Origin of the sequence: Enterobacter sp. KB-280D8 (assembly GCF_041399405.1) — a bacterium.
Taxonomy (GTDB): Bacteria; Pseudomonadota; Gammaproteobacteria; order Enterobacterales; family Enterobacteriaceae; genus Enterobacter; species Enterobacter cloacae_N.
The window spans coordinates 46,769-64,331 of the sequence record NZ_JBGKEC010000009.1; the positions used below are offsets into that span (position 1 = coordinate 46,769).

18 protein-coding genes are annotated in these 17,563 nt (G+C 56.5%); 10 read left to right on the forward strand and 8 right to left on the reverse strand.

Going from position 1 to position 17,563, the window contains the following annotated elements; genetic code table 11:
• Positions 1-60: 60 nt before the first annotated feature.
• Positions 61-909, forward strand: a complete 849-nt coding sequence (gene rhaR, locus AB8818_RS19245) for an HTH-type transcriptional activator RhaR (RefSeq protein ID WP_116343763.1) — start codon at positions 61-63, stop codon at positions 907-909.
• On the opposite strand, the gene rhaT is transcribed toward rhaR, so the two are convergent.
• Positions 910-1,944: an L-rhamnose/proton symporter RhaT gene (rhaT, locus tag AB8818_RS19250; RefSeq protein ID WP_163331009.1), complete on the reverse strand. Its 1,035-nt coding sequence runs from the start codon at positions 1,942-1,944 to the stop codon at positions 910-912.
• 287 nt (positions 1,945-2,231) lie between these two features.
• Between rhaT and sodA the strand changes: the two genes are divergently transcribed.
• Together sodA and yiiM are read left to right on the forward strand one after the other, a co-directional pair.
• Positions 2,232-2,852 carry a superoxide dismutase [Mn] gene (gene sodA, locus AB8818_RS19255; protein ID WP_192984591.1) on the forward strand — a complete coding sequence of 207 codons (621 nt, stop codon included), beginning with the start codon at positions 2,232-2,234 and terminating at the stop codon, positions 2,850-2,852.
• Between the two features lie 71 nt (positions 2,853-2,923).
• Complete coding sequence (yiiM, locus tag AB8818_RS19260; RefSeq protein WP_163331010.1) at positions 2,924-3,598, forward strand: 6-hydroxyaminopurine reductase; 675 nt, start codon at positions 2,924-2,926, stop codon at positions 3,596-3,598.
• A gap of 105 nt (positions 3,599-3,703) precedes the next feature.
• On the opposite strand, the gene cpxA is transcribed toward yiiM, so the two are convergent.
• A complete protein-coding gene (gene cpxA, locus AB8818_RS19265; protein ID WP_015569937.1) occupies positions 3,704-5,077 on the reverse strand; it encodes an envelope stress sensor histidine kinase CpxA in 1,374 nt (457 codons plus the stop codon).
• Positions 5,074-5,772 (reverse strand): envelope stress response regulator transcription factor CpxR, encoded by a 699-nt coding sequence (gene cpxR, locus AB8818_RS19270; protein ID WP_006179159.1) that lies wholly within the window; start codon positions 5,770-5,772, stop codon positions 5,074-5,076. The genes cpxA and cpxR overlap by 4 nt, the downstream gene beginning before the upstream one ends.
• Before the next feature lie 150 nt (positions 5,773-5,922).
• Between cpxR and cpxP the strand changes: the two genes are divergently transcribed.
• The 6 genes from cpxP (at position 5,923) to AB8818_RS19300 (ending at position 11,963) form a co-directional block, all read left to right on the forward strand.
• Positions 5,923-6,426: a cell-envelope stress modulator CpxP gene (gene cpxP / locus AB8818_RS19275; protein ID WP_061096505.1), complete on the forward strand. Its 504-nt coding sequence runs from the start codon at positions 5,923-5,925 to the stop codon at positions 6,424-6,426.
• Positions 6,427-6,579: 153 nt separating this feature from the next.
• A complete protein-coding gene (gene fieF, locus AB8818_RS19280) occupies positions 6,580-7,473 on the forward strand; it encodes a CDF family cation-efflux transporter FieF (RefSeq protein WP_028014853.1) in 894 nt (297 codons plus the stop codon).
• A 174-nt stretch (positions 7,474-7,647) separates the two neighbouring features.
• A complete protein-coding gene (gene pfkA, locus AB8818_RS19285; protein ID WP_028014852.1) occupies positions 7,648-8,610 on the forward strand; it encodes a 6-phosphofructokinase in 963 nt (320 codons plus the stop codon).
• 134 nt (positions 8,611-8,744) lie between these two features.
• A complete protein-coding gene (locus tag AB8818_RS19290; protein WP_116343768.1) occupies positions 8,745-9,734 on the forward strand; it encodes a sulfate ABC transporter substrate-binding protein in 990 nt (329 codons plus the stop codon).
• A 107-nt stretch (positions 9,735-9,841) separates the two neighbouring features.
• Positions 9,842-10,585 (forward strand): CDP-diacylglycerol diphosphatase, encoded by a 744-nt coding sequence (locus AB8818_RS19295; protein WP_116343769.1) that lies wholly within the window; start codon positions 9,842-9,844, stop codon positions 10,583-10,585.
• 73 nt (positions 10,586-10,658) lie between these two features.
• A complete protein-coding gene (locus tag AB8818_RS19300) occupies positions 10,659-11,963 on the forward strand; it encodes an SLC13 family permease (protein ID WP_192984588.1) in 1,305 nt (434 codons plus the stop codon).
• 48 nt (positions 11,964-12,011) lie between these two features.
• Here the strand turns inward: AB8818_RS19300 and tpiA are convergent, their stop codons facing one another.
• On the reverse strand, positions 12,012-12,779 hold the full coding sequence (tpiA, locus tag AB8818_RS19305) for a triose-phosphate isomerase (protein WP_006808674.1): 768 nt from the start codon (positions 12,777-12,779) through the stop codon (positions 12,012-12,014).
• 111 nt (positions 12,780-12,890) lie between these two features.
• Positions 12,891-13,487, reverse strand: coding sequence for a DUF1454 family protein (locus AB8818_RS19310; RefSeq protein ID WP_192984586.1), 597 nt, complete (start codon positions 13,485-13,487; stop codon positions 12,891-12,893).
• A 112-nt stretch (positions 13,488-13,599) separates the two neighbouring features.
• On the opposite strand from AB8818_RS19310, the gene AB8818_RS19315 reads away from it, so the two are divergent.
• Positions 13,600-14,019, forward strand: coding sequence for a DUF805 domain-containing protein (locus AB8818_RS19315; RefSeq protein ID WP_028014847.1), 420 nt, complete (start codon positions 13,600-13,602; stop codon positions 14,017-14,019).
• Here the strand turns inward: AB8818_RS19315 and fpr are convergent, their stop codons facing one another.
• The 3 genes from fpr to glpK all read right to left on the reverse strand — a co-directional run bounded on the left by fpr (position 14,020) and on the right by glpK (position 17,559).
• Positions 14,020-14,766, reverse strand: coding sequence for a ferredoxin--NADP(+) reductase (fpr, locus tag AB8818_RS19320; RefSeq protein ID WP_192984583.1), 747 nt, complete (start codon positions 14,764-14,766; stop codon positions 14,020-14,022).
• A 96-nt stretch (positions 14,767-14,862) separates the two neighbouring features.
• Entirely contained in the window at positions 14,863-15,873 is a 1,011-nt protein-coding gene (gene glpX / locus AB8818_RS19325; RefSeq protein WP_192984580.1) for a class II fructose-bisphosphatase, read from the reverse strand.
• Between the two features lie 177 nt (positions 15,874-16,050).
• On the reverse strand, positions 16,051-17,559 hold the full coding sequence (gene glpK / locus AB8818_RS19330) for a glycerol kinase GlpK (protein WP_062936027.1): 1,509 nt from the start codon (positions 17,557-17,559) through the stop codon (positions 16,051-16,053).
• Between the last annotated feature and the right edge of the window lie 4 nt (positions 17,560-17,563).

Sequence of the window (17,563 nt, forward strand, 5' to 3'; positions counted from 1 at the left end):
ACCGTTTTATTGCCGCAAAATGGCTAATAATGTCCGGTTATTCACCGTAGAGGTTGTGGTGTGGCCGCTCAGTTAATTCTTCGCAAAGATGATTTTTTTGCCTCCGCGAGTCAGGCCGTCGCGGTGGCCGACCGCTACCCGCAAAATGTCTTTGCCGAGCATACCCACGAGTTTTGCGAGCTGGTGCTCGTTTGGCGCGGCAACGGCTTACACATCCTCAACGACCGGCCCTACCGCATCACGCGTGGCGATCTGTTTTACATCCGCGGCGAAGACAAACACGCTTACGCCTCGGTTAACGATCTGGTTTTGCAAAACGTTATCTACTGCCCGGACAGGCTCAAACTGAATGTTGACTGGGCGGCTCATATCCCCGGTTTTCTCAATGCCAGAGGCGAACCCCACTGGCGCTTAAGCAGCAACGGCATGGCTCAGGTGCGCCAGACGATCTCCCAGCTGGAGCAGGAGAGCCAAAAGCACGATTCGGTGGCAAACCCGATGGCGGAGCTGCTTTTCGCCCAGTTGGTCATGACCCTTAAACGCCATCGTTATGCCACCGACAACCCCTCCGCGACCGCCCAGGAAGCGCTGCTGGACAAGCTGATCGCCCGGCTTGCGGGTAGCCTGAACAAAAGTTTCATGCTGGAAAAGTTCTGCGAGCAGGAGCAGTGCAGCGAGCGCGCACTGCGCCAGCAGTTCCGTACCCAGACGGGGATGACGGTGAACCACTACCTGCGCCAGCTGCGCATCTGCCACGCCCAGTATCTGTTGCAGCATACGGAGCTGATGGTCAGTGAAGTGGCGATGCGCTGCGGATTTGAGGACAGTAATTACTTTTCGGTAGTGTTTAATCGCGAGGTGGGGATGACGCCGGTTCAGTGGCGTCATCGCAGTCGAAAGGCAGCGTAATCAGTTCGCCATGCCGAGGCCGACAATGTTAGCGGCGATGATGATCACCACGCAACCCAGGCTCAGAACGCCCACCGGACGACGCCCGGCGTTATTCCACTCTTTCAGCACCAGCCCAACCAGCCCGCCGCACAGCACGTAGAAGCTCATGTGCAGCATCCAGCTTATGTAGTCGTACTGTGGCGGAATGCTGGCGTGACCCCAGGCGTAGAAAAAGAACTGCAGATACCACATGAGGCCGCCCAGCATCGAAAGCAGCACGTTGGTGATAATTAAGGATTTTGCCAGCGAGAAATCCGCTTTTACTGACAGATCCTTCACTTTTGCCAGACGAATGAAGCAGAAGCCAAGGTTTACCAACGCGCCGCCGCCCATGATGACCACGTAGCTTGGCAGCGCCACGTACAGCGGGTCGACGCCCAGCGCGGCGGCCGCTTCGTGCATGGGTTTTGCGGCGTTCATGGCGAACGACATGCCCGCCGAGAAGATGCCGCACATCACTGCCAGCAGCAGCCCTTTCTTCAGGTTAAAGTCTTCGGCTTTGATGCCCATCTTGCGCTCTTTCAGCTGACCCGCCCGGGTGACGATACCCACGCCGATTACCGCGACAAGCACGCCCAGCAACGTCATCTGCCCGCCTTTGGTGTTGATCAACACGTCGACATTACCGTTAAGAATGGGCGTCATCAGCGTGCCGACGATCAGCGTAATGCCAATCGCGATGCCGATACCCATCGACATCCCGAGGTAGCGCATGGTCAGTCCGTAGTTAATGTTGCCGATGCCCCACATCGCGCCGAACAGAAACACCGGCAGCAGGGTGGAAGCACTGAAGGAGGTGAAGTAGCCCCAGAAATCCGGGAGCAGCATGGCGCTAATGGTCCATGGTAAAATCAGCCAGGACACGGTACCGCCAACCGACCACATGGTTTCCCACGACCACCCTTTCACCTTTTTGAACGGGGCATAGAAACAGGCTGCACTGGCTGCGCCTGTCAAATGCCAGAAGATACCCATCGTAATCGCATGATTCATTTTACGTCCTCATCGTTTTTATAGCCGGTGGCCTCCCCCCGACTTGATGAGTGTAAAAATTAGGCGGTTCAGGAACCTTCAGAAGGTTGCCGCACTTTGGTTTTGGATGGCAATCAGCGCGTTAACCTGGTGAGCAGACTCACAATTTTGCGTTTAGGCAAAACCTGAATAACCTTATAAAAACTACGGCATTGATAATCATTTTCAATATCATTTAATTAACTATAATGAACCAACTGCTTACGCGGCATTAACAGCTGTGCCGCCCGACAATAATGGAGAGGATTATGAGTTATACACTGCCATCCCTGCCGTATGCCTACGACGCACTGGAACCGCATTTCGACAAGCAGACGATGGAAATCCATCACACTAAACACCACCAGACCTATGTGAACAACGCGAACGCCGCGCTGGAAAGCCTGCCAGAGTTCGCTAACCTGCCTGTTGAAGAGCTGATTACCAAACTGGACCAGCTGCCAGCAGACAAGAAAACCGTGCTGCGTAACAACGCTGGCGGTCACGCTAACCACAGCCTGTTCTGGAAAGGCCTGAAAACCGGCACCACCCTGCAGGGCGACCTGAAAGCGGCTATCGAGCGCGACTTCGGTTCCGTTGACAACTTCAAAGCGGAATTCGAAAAAGCCGCTGCGACCCGTTTCGGCTCTGGCTGGGCGTGGCTGGTTCTGAGAGGCGACAAGCTGGCGGTAGTGTCTACTGCTAACCAGGACTCCCCGCTGATGGGTGAAGCGATCTCTGGCGCATCCGGCTTCCCAATCCTGGGTCTGGACGTATGGGAACACGCTTACTACCTGAAGTTCCAGAACCGTCGCCCTGACTACATCAAAGCGTTCTGGGATGTGGTGAACTGGGACGAAGCAGCAGCGCGTTTCGCCGCTAAAAAATAAGGTTGCATTGACGCCTGTGAGAAGCGAGTCTTATGACTCGCTTTTTTTGTATCTGCGTAATGGAGGCAGCAATGCATTACCCGGTGAACGTATTTACAGGCAAGGTCAGGGAGTACGACGGCAGCCGCCCGAGCGCCATCGCCAAAGTGCAGGTCGACGGTGAACTGACGTTAACCGATCTCGGTCTGGCGGGTGACGAACAGGCCGAAAAGAAAATCCACGGCGGGCCCGAGCGCGCGCTGTGCCACTATCCTCGCGAGCACTACCAGCACTGGAAAGCGGAATTCCCCGAGCAGGCGGACCTCTTTGTTGCGCCCGCGTTTGGCGAAAATCTCTCGACCGAAGGGCTGACGGAGAAGAACGTCTTTATCGGCGATATCTACCGCTGGGGCGATGCCCTGATTCAGGTGACGCAGCCACGCTCGCCGTGCTTCAAGCTCAACTACCATTTCGGGATTCAGGATATGTCGGCCCAGCTGCAAAAAGCGGGTAAAACCGGCTGGCTGTACCGCGTGGTGCTGGCTGGGCAGGTTTCAGCGGACGCGCCGCTTGAGCTGGCGTCGCGCCTGAGCGATGTGTCTGTTTATGACGCCTGCGCCATTGCCTGGCATATGCCGTTTGACGACGAGCAGTATCACCACCTGCTGTCGGCAGCGGGGTTATCGACCAGCTGGACCAGAACGATGCAGAAGCGGCGCTTAAGCGGCAAGATCGAGGATAATTCGCGGAGATTGTGGGGAAGATAAGGCTACGCCTTACCCCTCACCCTAACCCTCTCCCCAAAGGGGAGAGGGAACGTAAAACACCCTCGCCCCTTTGGGGAGAGGGCCGGGGTGAGGGGCGGGTGAAAACTACGAACGCTTATACAACGGTAGCCACAGCGTTAACCGTAGCCCACCCAGGGGGCTGTCGTCGGCTTTCACCCAGCCACGGTGCTGCTGCATGGCGGTTTCAACAATCGCCAGACCCAGCCCCGTGCCGCCAGACTCGCGGTCACGCGCTTCGTCGGTGCGGTAGAACGGACGGAAAATCTGCTCGCGATCTTCCGGGCTGACGCCAGGGCCGTCGTCATCGACAATGACGGTAATCCCGTCTTTATCCACCGAAAACGCCACTTCAATCTTCGTATGCGAGTAGCGCAGGGCGTTACGCACGATATTCTCCAGCGCGCTTTCCAGCGTGTTGGGGTTACCGTACAGCGGCCACGGGCCCGGCGGGAAGTTGACGGTGAACGATTTACCCATCTGTTCAGCTTCGAACGCCGCGTTGTCCAGCACCTCATGCCACAGGTGATTGGCTTTCACCGTTTCGCTAACCAGCGCGTTTTTCTGCTGGTTGCGCGACATCACCAGCAGATCGTTGATCATGCTGTCCAGACGATGGGCTTCCGTCTCAATACGCTCCAGCTCTTTGCTTTCCCCGCTGCGGCGGCGCAGCAGCGCGGTGCCCAGCTGCAAGCGCGTAAGCGGGGTGCGCAGCTCGTGCGAGATATCTGACAGCAGCCGCTGCTGGGCAGTCATCATGCGATCCAGCGCGCTCACCATCTGGTTGAAACTGGTTCCTGCGGCCAGGAACTCCTGCGGCCCGGATTCCAGCTCAGGATGCTGCCGCAGGTTACCCTGCGCCACTTCATCGGCGGCGTTTTTCAGCTTACGCGCCGGTTTTGCCAGGCTCCACGCCAGCCATAGCAGCAGCGGGGAACTGACCAGCATCGTGACAATCAGCAGCAGAAGCGGACGGTCAAACAGCAGGTTGATGAAGTCGGACTGGGAACTGCTCGCGGGGCGAATCAGATAGAGCTGGTAGTTGTCTTCCCCATCCCGTACCGAGAAAGGACCGACCATCTCTACCCGACCATATTTCTTCTTCTGTGGGTGATCGGCGTTATCCGCCTGGCCAATAAAGTTGCGGATGATCTGCATTTCATTGCGATCGGCTCCAATCACGCGGCCTTCGCTGGTGACCAGCAAAAGACGTTGTCCGGGAGGCGCCCACTTATCGATAGCGCGAAAAAGCCTGCGCCACCACATCAAATCGTTCGGCGGATCGTTTGCCAGCTCCGCTTCCACGTGCTGTTCGATCATCACGCCCTGACGTTGCTCGCTGTCGAGAAGCTCCGTCATCTGGCGTGAGTCGAGTTTTGGCAACATCAAAACGAGCATTAAAACCAGTGCCAGCGTCAGCCAGAAGATGGCGAAGATGCGGGCGGTTAAGCTGCCTATCATGAAGCGGAAACCATCAGATAACCGCGACCACGCAGGGTTTTAAACCATGGGTGACCGTCTTTACGCTCCGGCAGCTTGCGGCGCAGGTTAGAGATGTGCATGTCGATGGCGCGGTCAAACGGGGTAAGGCGTTTGCCCAGCACTTCCTGACTTAAATGTTCACGCGATACCACCTGGCCGAGATGCTGTGCCAGCAGATACAGCAGGGTGAACTCGGTGCCGGTCAGCTCCAGCGTCTGGCCGTCGAAGCTCGCTTCCTGGCGGCCCGGGTTCAGGCTCAGGGAGTCCACTTCCAGCGTTGGCGAGCTGTTGTCGGTATTTTGCTGCTGCTCGCTCCAGTGGGAACGGCGCAGGATAGCGCGAATACGGGCCACCAGTTCACGGTCGTTGAACGGCTTCGGTAAATAGTCATCCGCACCCAGCTCAAGGCCGAGAACGCGGTCAAGTTCGCTGCCGCGCGCGGTCAGCATGATTACAGGCGTCTGGTGTGTCTGGCGAAGCTCTTTCAGCGTATCAATACCGTTTTTCTTCGGCATCATTACGTCGAGCAAAAGTAGATCGATGCTGTCGTCAAGGAGACTCAGCGCCTGCTCGCCATCATGGGCAACCAGGACGTTGAAACCTTCCATGTCGAGCAACTCCTTTAAAAGGGATGTGAGCTCTCGGTCATCATCAACTAACAGGATTTTATTCATTGTTTAAATACCTCCGAGGCAGAAATTACGACATCAAGGCTATCTAATCCATGACTTTACGTTGTTTTACACCCCCTGACGCATGTTTGCAGCCTGAATCGTAGACTGTCTCTCGTTGAATCGCGACACGAAAGATTTTGGGAGCAAGTGATGCGCAAAGTTACCGCTGCCGTCATGGCCTCAACGCTGGCGTTCAGTGCGTTTAGCCAGGCTGCTGTAGCTATCATCGGCGATAACGGTTCCTCGCAAGAGGGCGCAACGCACAGCAGCCAAAGCCATATGTTTGACGGCATAAGTTTAACCGAACATCAGCGTCAACAGATGCGAGATCTGATGCAGAGGGCACGACACGATCAGCCCCCTGTTAATGTTAGCGAAATGGAGACAATGCATCGCCTTGTCACCGCAGAAAATTTTGACGAAAGCGCTGTCCGCGCTCAGGCCGAAAAAATGGCACAGGAACAGGTTGCCCGCCAGGTAGAGATGGCGAAGGTCCGCAACCAGATGTTCCACCTGCTAACGCCCGAGCAGCAAGCGGTTTTGAATACCAAACATCAGCAGCGAATGGACCAGCTGCGTGAGGTTGCACGGATGCAGCGAAGCTCAGAAACAACGTTTTTCAGTAGCAATAGCAGTACCCGTAGTAACCAGTAAACCCTGTTTTCCTTGCCATAGACACCATCCCTGTCTTCCCCCACATGATGTGGGGGTTTTTTTTGCCCCGCATTCTGATTTGTTAACCGTTTATTCATCCTTTGCCTCCCCATGCTTCCGTTATACTAGCGGCATGACATGACAGGAGCGTTTATGAATCAATCCTATGGAAGGCTGGTAAGCCGGGCCGCCATTGCGGCCACCGTCATGGCCTCTGGCCTGCTGCTGATTAAAATCTTTGCCTGGTGGTACACCGGCTCGGTCAGTATTCTGGCGGCGCTGGTGGATTCACTGGTGGATATTGCTGCCTCGCTGACCAACCTGCTGGTGGTGCGATACTCGCTGCAGCCGGCGGATGAAGAGCACACGTTTGGACACGGCAAAGCGGAGTCGCTGGCCGCGCTGGCGCAAAGTATGTTCATTTCTGGCTCGGCACTGTTCCTGTTTTTGACCGGTATTCAACATCTGGTTTCGCCTTCACCGATGAATAATCCCGGTGTCGGCGTGGTCGTCACGGTAATTGCACTTATAAGCACACTTGTTCTGGTAACGTTCCAGCGCTGGGTCGTTCGCAAAACGCAAAGTCAGGCTGTACGGGCGGATATGCTTCATTATCAATCTGATGTTATGATGAATGGGGCTATTCTTATTGCGCTCGGTCTGGCCTGGTATGGCTGGCATCGGGCCGATGCGTTGTTTGCGTTAGGGATTGGTATCTATATTTTATATAGCGCCCTGCGGATGGGGTATGACGCGGTGCAATCACTGCTCGATCGCGCTCTTCCGGACTCGGAACGTAATGAAATTTTTTCCATCGTGACCTCCTGGCCCGGCGTCAGCGGTGCACACGATCTTCGAACGCGGCAGTCAGGGCCGACCCGCTTTATTCAGATTCATATTGAAATGGAAGACAACCTGCCGCTGGTTCAGGCTCACGTGATTGCTGAACAGGTCGAGCAGGCGATTTTGCAGCGTTTTCCTGGTTCAGACGTCATCATTCACCAGGATCCCTGCTCGGTTGTACCCGGACATGTTGGGCTTTCGTAATTCGTTGTAAAAAAGTGAGCCAGGCCAGCATTTTGTGTATAAATTACCGCCATTTGGTCTGACCTGAATCAATTCAGCCAGAAGGGATTGATATACTATTTGCAGTATTCGTTGGTCGATAAGTTTCTTCCGGCAACAGATTTCAATTTTGCATTCCTAAGTTCAGAGGTAGTCATGATTAAGAAAATCGGTGTGTTGACAAGCGGCGGTGATGCGCCGGGCATGAACGCGGCAATTCGTGGGGTTGTCCGTGCAGCGCTGACGGAAGGTCTGGAAGTTTTTGGTATCTATGATGGTTACCTGGGTCTGTATGAAGACCGTATGGTTCAGCTCGACCGCTACAGCGTGTCTGACATGATCAACCGTGGCGGTACCTTCCTTGGGTCTGCGCGCTTCCCGGAATTCCGTGACGAACACATCCGTGAAGTGGCTATCGAGAACATGAAAAAGCGTGGCCTGGACGCGCTGGTGGTCATCGGCGGTGACGGCTCGTACATGGGTGCAAAACGTCTGACCGAAATGGGCTTCCCGTGCATCGGCCTGCCGGGCACCATCGACAACGACATCAAAGGCACTGACTACACCATCGGTTACTTCACCGCGCTGGGCACCGTTGTGGAAGCCATTGACCGCCTGCGTGACACCTCTTCTTCTCACCAGCGTATCTCTATCGTTGAAGTGATGGGCCGTTACTGCGGCGACCTGACCCTGGCGGCGGCTATCGCCGGTGGCTGTGAGTTCGTCGTGGTTCCTGAAGTGGAGTTCAGCCGCGAAGATCTGGTCGCTGAAATCAAAGCGGGCATCGCGAAGGGTAAGAAACACGCGATTGTGGCTATCACCGAGCACATCTGTGACGTTGACGAGCTGGCGAAGTACATCGAAACCGAAACCAAACGCGAAACCCGCGCAACTGTTCTGGGTCACATCCAGCGCGGCGGTTCCCCAGGCCCGTACGACCGTATCCTGGCATCCCGTATGGGTGCGTACGCTATCGAGCTGCTGCTGCAGGGCCACGGCGGCCGCTGCGTCGGTATTCAGAACGAACAGCTGGTTCACCATGACATCATCGACGCGATTGAAAACATGAAGCGTCCGTTCAAAGGTGACTGGCTGGACTGCGCCAAAAAACTGTACTGATCCTTCAAGCCCTCTTCTTTCAGAAGAGGGCTTTTATTCCTCTTCGTTATAGCCAATCTTTTTTTATTCTTTAATCCTCGATTCGCTTTCTGGCACGCTGCATTCATCAAAACACTACACAAGAGAGCTGGGCGATGAATAAATGGGGCGTGGGTTTAACGTTATTGCTGGCATCGACCAGCGTTCTGGCAAAGGACATCCAGTTACTGAACGTGTCGTATGACCCGACGCGTGAGCTGTACGATCAATACAACAAAGCCTTTGCGGCGCACTACAAACAGGAAACCGGCGATAACGTGGTAATTCGTCAGTCTCACGGTGGCTCCGGTAAGCAGGCGACGTCTGTGATTAACGGTATTGAAGCCGACGTGGTGACCCTGGCGCTGGCCTATGATGTCGACGCCATCGCCGAGCGTGGTCGTATCGACAAAAACTGGATCAAACGTTTGCCGGATAACTCCGCGCCATACACCTCGACCATCGTCTTCCTGGTGCGTAAAGGAAACCCGAAACAGATTAAGGACTGGAACGACCTGATCAAACCGGGCGTTTCTGTGATTACCCCGAACCCGAAAAGCTCCGGCGGTGCACGCTGGAACTACCTGGCGGCCTGGGGCTACGCGCTGCACCACAACAACGGTGACCAGGCTAAAGCGCAGGAATTCGTCAAATCCCTGTACAAAAACGTCGAAGTGCTGGACTCCGGCGCACGCGGTGCCACTAACACCTTCGTCGAACGCGGCATTGGCGACGTGCTGATTGCGTGGGAAAACGAAGCCCTGCTGGCGACCCACGAGCTGGGTAAAGACAAGTTTGAGATCGTGACCCCGAGCGAATCCATCCTCGCTGAGCCGACCGTTTCCGTGGTCGATAAGGTCGTTGATAAGAAAGGCACCAAAGCGGTGGCGGAAGCCTACCTGAAGTATCTTTACTCGCCGGAAGGCCAGGAAATCGCGGCGAAGAACTTCTATCGTCCACGCGATGCGGCTGTCGCGAAGAAATACGATAGCGAATTCCCGAAACTGAAGCTCTTCACCATTGATGATGTGTTCGGCGGCTGGACGAAAGCGCAGAAAGAGCATTTCTCTAATGGCGGCACCTTCGACCAGATTAGCCAGCGCTAAACGACAACAAACGACACGGCGACCCGGTGTGAGAAATCCACCGGGTTTTTTATTTGGTCATCATTTTGCGTTACTCTTTTGCCTCTATTGAAAACAGGGAACGCGTTGTGAAAAAAATTATCTTACTGATCCTGATTGTCATCGCCCTTGCCGCAGGCGGCGTGTACTGGATAAAAGCGGGTAATCCGAATGCGTTGCGCCATATCGTTCTCGACCAGTGCCTGCCTAATCAACTGCAACACCGTAACCCGGCGCCCTGCGCTCAGGTGAAGCCTGACGCGGGCTATGTGGTATTTAAAGACCGCAACGGGCCGCTGCAGTATCTGCTGATGCCAACGTACCGCATCAATGGCACCGAAAGCCCGCTCCTGACCGAGCCTCACACGCCGAACTTCTTCTGGCTGGCGTGGCAGTCGCGCAGCTTTATGACCATGAAGCGTGGCTCCGAGGTGCCGGACAGCGCCATTTCGCTGACGATTAACTCTCCGACAGGCCGTACGCAGAACCATTTTCATATCCATATCTCCTGCCTGCGCCCGGACGTGCGCGAGAAGCTTAACGCGGCGCAGGGAGAAATCAGCACCCAGTGGCTACCGTTCCCGGGCGGGCTGGAAGGGCATGAGTATCTCGCTCGCCGGGTGACGGAGAATGAACTGGTCCAGCGCAGCCCGTTTATGATGCTGGCGGAAGAGCTACCGGAAGCGCGCGACCATATGGGGCGTTTCGCGCTGGCAATGGCACAGCAGTCGGATGGATCTTTTATTCTGCTGGCTACGGAGCGTAACCTGCTCACGCTCAACCGCGCCTCGGCAGAGGAATTGCAGGATCATCAATGCGCTATCCTGAAGTAACCCCACCATAAATCGCGTTTACTCGGGCTGCCTGTCACCGTAGACTTGCTGAAAAAATCTACAGGAGACAGGTATGTCGCTCTGGTTAACGCATCCTCTGCTGCTGCCCTCGCTGATCGTCGGCGTCACCATCGTGCTGTGGGCGACGTCGCTATTGCCGGAATTTATCACCGCGCTGCTGTTCTTTACGGCGGCGATGGCCGCCAGAATCGCCCCGCCGGAAGCGATCTTCGGCGGTTTTGCCTCGTCGGCTTTTTGGCTGGTATTCAGCGGGTTTGTACTGGGCGTGGCGATCCGTAAAACCGGGCTGGCGGACAGGGCCGCCCGGGCGCTTTCGGCAAAGCTCACCGACTCCTGGGTGCTGATGGTGGCGAGCGTGGTATTGCTCAGCTACGCGCTGGCGTTTGTGATGCCGTCAAACATGGGGCGTATTGCGCTGCTGATGCCCATTGTCGCGGCGATGGCGAAACGCGCCGGTATCGCCGACGGCTCCCGCGCCTGGTTTGGTCTGGCGCTGGCCGTCGGGTTCGGCACCTTCCAGCTTTCGGCCACTATCCTGCCTGCAAACGTCCCTAACCTGGTGATGAGCGGTGCCGCGGAAGGCTCGTACGGCATTCACCTGAACTATGTTCCGTATATGCTGCTGCATACGCCGGTGCTGGGTATTCTCAAAGGCCTGATTCTGATTGGCCTCATCTGCTGGCTGTTCCCCGGCAGCCCAAAACCACCGAAGGAACTGGCGCTGTCTGAACCCATGGGGCGGGACGAAAAGCGTCTCGCCTGGCTGCTGGCGCTGGTGCTGGGAATGTGGGTCACGGAGAGCTGGCACGGCGTAGGGCCCGCGTGGACGGGGCTGGCGGCGTCGATCATCGTCATGCTGCCGCGCGTTGGCTTTATCACCGGGGAGGAGTTTTCTGCGGGCGTGAACATGCGTACCTGCATTTACGTCGCGGGTATTCTTGGGCTGGCGATCGTCGTGACGCAAACCGGTATCGGAACGGCCGTGGGCGAAGCGCTGCTGCGCATTATGCCGCTGGATGCGGACAAACCGTTCACCAGCTTCCTGGCGCTGACCGGTATTACCACAGCGCTCAACTTCATTATGACCGCTAACGGCGTTCCGGCGTTGTACACCACCCTGGCTCAGAGCTTCTCGGACGCGACCGGTTTCCCGCTGCTGTCGGTGATCATGATTCAGGTGCTGGGCTATTCCACGCCGCTGCTGCCGTATCAGGCGTCGCCGATTGTGGTGGCGATGGGGCTCGGGAAGGTGCCTGCAAGGGCGGGGATGGTGCTTTGTCTGGCGCTGGCTATCGCAACGTATCTGGTGCTGCTGCCGCTGGATTATCTATGGTATAGCGTGTTAGGTAAGTTGTAGGGTTTTTGTAGGGCGGGTAAGCGCAAGCGCCACCCGCCGCAAAGGCCATTACGCCTGTTTAGCCGCTTCTGCCGCTTTAACGATCACCGCGAAAGCGTCAGCTTTCAGGGATGCACCGCCAACCAGCGCGCCATCGATGTCTGGCTGGGTGAACAGCTCAGCAGCGTTGGAGGCGTTTACGGAGCCGCCGTACTGGATGATCACTTGCTCAGCGACTTTCGCGTCGGCTTTAGCAATGTGGTCACGAATGAATTTGTGCACCGCCTGAGCCTGCGCAGGGGTTGCAGATTTGCCGGTACCGATCGCCCAGACTGGCTCGTAAGCGATAACCGCGCCTTCGAAAGCTGCCGCGCCCTGAGTTTTCAGCACGGCGTCGATCTGACGCGCGCACACTTCTTCGGTTTTGCCCGCTTCGTTTTCCGCTTCGGTTTCACCGATGCACAGAACTGGGATCAGACCCTGCTCTTTCAGCACGGCGAATTTCTTCGCGATGAACTCGTCAGATTCTTTGTGGTAAGTGCGACGCTCGGAGTGGCCGATGATGATGTATTTCGCGCCGATATCTTTCAGCATTTCAGCGGAAGTTTCACCGGTGAACGCGCCAGACAGGTTAACGTCAACGTTCTGCGCTCCCAGCACGATGTGGCTGCCGTCAGCGGCACGTTTAGCCAGATCCAGGTACATATCCGGCGGAGCGATAGCAACCGCGCAGCCGGTCACGCCAGCCAGCTCTTTACGCAGGTTCGCAACCAGTTCGTTTACCATGTGGCGGCTGCCGTTCAGTTTCCAGTTACCCATCACTAAAGGATGTCGCATTTCAATTCTCCACGCTAAATAAGCGAATTAAGGAATATGGCCGCCCTCTCGGGCAGCATGGTCTGTGAATCAGTATAGAGATTTTCCCTCGAAAGGCTTTGCTTTTTGTCATTAATTCGCCCCGCCAAGGGTGTCAGATAGCGCCAGCTTAATCGGTTCAACGGCGAAGGTCAGTCCTTTTTCGCCATTATCTGCCACCACATAGCGGATCGCGCCTTCGGTTGTGGCGTAGTACCGCTTGTTTTTACCGGCGGCCAGCAGTTTTTGCAGCTTTTGCTGGCTTTGCTTTTTCGTCAGCGCAGGCGTAAACGCCTGCAGCACCGCGCTCATGTAATCAAGCGCCTTCGATTTAGCGGTTTTCTGCTCTGGCCCCTGAATCGGCAGCCAGGTGATTTGCATGCTTTTGATTTTTAACGTACCGCGCTCCAGCGCCGTGGAAGCATACAAATTCTCGTTAATCTTGCTCGCTGCACGTGTCAGGGTTGGGGTATCGCGGGAGCTATCAATGGCGCGAAATTCATCCAGCGGCAGCGCTGGGTTGGCCTGATTGAAGGCTTCGCGAAACTGGCTGATGGATTGATCGAAAGACGGCGCGCCTGCCAGCAAATACGGCGCAGTGGTGAGGGCCGCGGTGTCGGCGGCGTGCAGCGGAAAACCCGCGCTGAGCATCGCTAAACACAGGAAAAGAGAATGTGCCGAATTTTTCATCAACATTGCACCTGGCCGTAAGTGCTCATGATTAAAACGATATCTGGTCGGCTTGTCAAAAGGTCACAACTCCAGGGTAAAATGCGGGCTAAACGATAATAAGGAACCTTACATGACCATACAGCAGTGGCTGTTTTCATTCAAAGGGCGTATTGGACGCCGTGATTTCTGGGTCTGGATGGTGACGTGGGTTGTCGCCATGCTGCTTCTGTTTTTCGTCGCTTACAACGCCTGGCTGAGCACGCAAACGGCGGCATTTGCGCTGGTCTGCCTGCTATGGCCAACGGCGGCCGTCGTGGTGAAACGCCTGCACGATCGCGGCCGCTCCGGCGCATGGGCGTTTCTGATTATTCTGGCGTGGATGCTGGTGGCAGGAAACTGGGCGATGCTCCCATCCATCCTTCCGTGGGTCGTGGGCAGACTGCTGCCGTCGGTCATCTTCGTGATGATGATTGTCGATCTGGGCGCGTTTATCGGCACCCAGAGCGAAAACAAATACGGTAAAGACACCGTCGAGGTGAAATACCGCTGATCACCAGTAGTGTTCAGCGGTCATATGGCCCGGTCGGCGGCGAAGATGTTTCGTCATCTGCCGGGTATCCTTCAGAAGCTGCTGCGTGTCCCGCACCATCTGCGGGTTACCGCACAGCATGACGTGGCTGGTTTCGGCCGTCATTGGTAAACCCACTGCGTCTTCCAGGGCTCCACTCTCGATTAGCGCCGGCACGCGACCGGTAAGCGTTCCTGCTACGGTTTCACGGCTGACCACAGTCTGAATCTTTAACTTCCCACCGTACTGCTGTTCCAGCGCCTGCATTTGCGGCAGATAGCTCAGGTCTGCAGCGTAGCGCGCAGCGTGCACCAGCACGATGTTTTTGAAGCGCTCCAGATCTTTGCCGTATTGCAGAATGGAAAGATAGGGACCGATAGCCGTGCCGGTTGCCAGCATCCAGAGCGTGTCACAGTCAGGGATCTCTTCGAGCACAAAGAAACCCGCCGCTTCGCTCACGATTTGCACATCGTCGCCGGGCTTAAGGGCGGCGAGGCGGGGGCTGAGCTTGCCGTCCGGAACGGTGACCAGATAGAACTCGAGATCCGGGTTATCCGGCGCGTTAACGTAAGAGTAGGCGCGCTGCACGCGCTCGCCGTCGACATCCAGCCCCAGCTTCGCAAATTGCCCGGCCTTAAACGGGTGAACGGGAGCATGCAGGGTGAGACTAAATAGCGAATCGGTCCAGAATTCTATCTTTGTGACTTTACCTGTTACCCAGTCCGCCATGATCTTCTCCTGTGCTGTTTCTCTGTTCTATCTTCCGTACTTGTGGGAAACATTTCCAGCCCCTTCGGGCCGGAAAGCTCTATCGATCAAACGGTTTCACAGAATGTGCGTCTGCACGTCCGGGTCTTTGCGGTCGAGATAGTGAATAGACTGAATGCGTCGGATGGTGCGTGATTTACCGCGGATCAGCAGCGTTTCAGTGGTCGCCATGTTGCCCTTGCGGGTAATGCCGTCCAGCAGGTCGCCTTTGGTGATGCCGGTTGCGGAGAAGACCACGTTATCGCTGCGGGCCATGTCGTTCAGCGCCAGCACTTTATTGGCTTCGATGCCCATCGCTGCGCAGCGCGCAAGCTCGTTCTCACCGATACGACGGTTCTCGTCGCTGTCGCCTTTCACCTCATGACGCGGCAGCAGGCGCGCCTGCATATCGCCGTCCAGCGCGCGGATCACCGCTGCAGAGACCACGCCTTCCGGCGCGCCGCCGATGCCATAAAGCACGTCGACTTCGCTGTCCGGCATGCAGGTCAGGATCGAGGCGGCAACGTCACCGTCAGGAATGGCAAACACGCGCACGCCGAGCTTTTGCATCTGTGCGATGGTGGCATCGTGGCGCGGTTTTGCCAGAATAGTCACGGTGAGTTCGCTAAGAGGTTTACCCAGGGCTTTGGCGATGTTGTGCAGGTTCTCTTCCAGCGGCAGGCTAAGGTCGATTGCGCCTTTCGCGCCAGGGCCGACAATCAGCTTTTCCATGTACATATCCGGCGCGTTGAGGAAGCAGCCTTTATCGCCCACGGCGAGCACAGCGAGCGCATTGGCCTGACCCATCGCCGTCATGCGGGTGCCTTCGATCGGGTCAACCGCGATATCCACCGCATCTCCTTTGCCGGTACCGACTTTTTCACCGATGTAGAGCATTGGCGCTTCGTCGATCTCGCCTTCGCCGATCACGATGGTGCCTTCGATGTTGACCTGGTTAAGCACAATGCGCATGGCGTGGACGGCTGCGCCGTCTGCGGTATTTTTATCGCCACGGCCAAGCCATTTATAGCCTGCAAGGGCGGCCGCTTCGGTGACGCGGGAAAACTCGATAGCAAGTTCACGTTTCATTAGGGACTCGTACAATCAAAAGGAATTGCACGAAGTTTATCACAGAGTGAGGAGGGGGGAGGGACCGGTGCGGCCTGAGCCCCTCACCCTAACCCTCTCCCCAAAGGGGCGAGGGGACTTAAAACACCCTCTCCCCTTTGGGGAGAGGGCCGGGGTGAGGGAGGGGATAAGTTTGTCTTACTCTTCGTGCTCTTCCCACGCCAGGGCGCGTTTCACCGCTTTCTTCCAGCCGCTGTAGCGGAAGTTACGCTCGGTGGTTTCGATGCCAGGGCGGAATTCGCGCTCGATGACCGCTTTCTCCTGCAGCTCGTCCAGGTTCTGCCAGAAGCCTACCGCCAGACCGGCAAGGTACGCCGCGCCCAGCGCCGTTACTTCACGCACTTCAGGGCGCTCAACGCGGGTGCCCAGAATGTCGGACTGGAACTGCATCAGGAAGTTATTCGCGACCGCACCACCGTCCACGCGCAGGGCGTGCAGACGAATGCCGGAGTCTGCCTGCATCGCTTCCAGCACGTCGCGCGTCTGGTAGGCGATGGATTCCAGGGTGGCACGGATGATGTGGTTAGAGTTCACACCGCGCGTCAGGCCGAAAATTGCGCCGCGGGCATACGGGTCCCAGTATGGTGCGCCCAGACCGGTGAACGCTGGTACCACGTACACGCCGTTGGTGTCTTTCACTTTGGTCGCGAAGTACTCGGAGTCAAACGCGTCGCTGATCAGCTTCATCTCGTCGCGCAGCCACTGAATGGATGCGCCCGCCATAAACACCGCACCTTCCAGGGCATAGTTCACTTCGCCGCGCGGGCCGCAGGCAATGGTGGTCAGCAGACCGTTTTCTGATTTCACCGCTTTTTCGCCGGTGTTCATCAGCATAAAGCAGCCGGTGCCGTAGGTGTTCTTCGCCATCCCTTCCTTGACGCACAGCTGGCCGAACAGCGCGGCCTGCTGGTCACCGGCGATCCCGGCGATAGGAATACGGGTGCCGCCTTTACCGCCGATATTGGTCTGGCCGTACACTTCAGACGACTTACGCACTTCAGGCAGCATCGCGCGCGGGATGTCCAGCGCGTCCAGCATCTTGTCATCCCACTCCAGGGTGTTGATGTTGAACAGCATGGTACGCGAGGCGTTGGTGTAGTCGGTGACGTGGACGCGTCCCTGGGTCATCTTCCAGATAAGCCAGGTATCGACGGTCCCGAACAGCAGCTCGCCGCGTTTTGCACGCTCGCGTGAACCTTCCACGTGATCGAGGATCCACTTCACTTTGGTACCGGAGAAATACGGGTCAACCACCAGACCGGTGGCGCTACGCACGTACTCTTCCATCCCGTCGCGCTTCAGCTGTTCGCAGATCTCTGACGTACGGCGGCACTGCCAGACGATGGCGTTGTAAATAGGCTTACCGGTTTCGCGTTCCCAGACCACGGTGGTTTCACGCTGGTTGGTAATGCCGATAGCGGCAATCTCGTCGGAACTGATATCGGCTTTCGCCAGCACTTCCACCAGCGTGGAGCTTTGTGATGCCCAGATCTCCATCGGGTCGTGCTCTACCCAGCCTGGACGAGGATAAATTTGCTCAAATTCACGTTGAGACACGCTGACAATGTTCGCGTCATGATCCATTACGACAGCGCGGGAGCTGGTAGTGCCCTGGTCGAGCGCAACGATATATTTTTTTTCGGTCATGGTA